Here is a 463-nt window from a genome sequence, read left to right as displayed (position 1 = left end):
GCCATCTGCTCGCCGTCGTCGACCGGGACGAACTCGGCGTCGTTGCCGGCCAGGATCACGTTCGAGGCGTCCAGAACCGTGCGGTAGTGCTCCTCACCCACGCCCATCATGTCGCAGATGATCTTCAGGGGCAGCCGGGCGGCGACGTCCTGGACGAAGTCACCGGTCCCGCCGCCGGTCGCGACCTCGGCGACGATCTGGCCCGCCACGGCTTCGACCTTGTCCTCGAACCGCTGGATCATGCGCGGCGAAAACGCCCGGGAGACGATCCGGCGGATCTTGGCGTGCCGCGGGTCGTCCATGCTGATCATCGAACCGAAGAACTCGTTCAGATCACCCGGAACGTCCGGAATGCTGATCGCACCCTGCCCCGAACAGAAGTCCTGCGGCCGGCGCGACGCCTCGACGACGTCCGCGTACCGCGTCAACGCGTAATAGCCCGGCCCCTGCGGCGCGATGACGA

At 67.4% G+C, this 463-nt stretch carries 1 protein-coding gene; it reads right to left on the bottom strand.

Translation table 11 applies throughout. The features are described 5' to 3' along the window. Positions 1–463: cytochrome P450 family protein (locus J4573_RS53430; RefSeq protein WP_208264192.1), on the bottom strand; the 463-nt coding region annotated here is incomplete at both ends.

Origin of the sequence: Actinomadura barringtoniae, from assembly GCF_017573505.1 — a bacterium.
Classification (GTDB): Bacteria; Actinomycetota; Actinomycetes; order Streptosporangiales; family Streptosporangiaceae; genus Spirillospora; species Spirillospora barringtoniae.
This window is presented reverse-complemented; position numbering and strand designations above follow the sequence as displayed.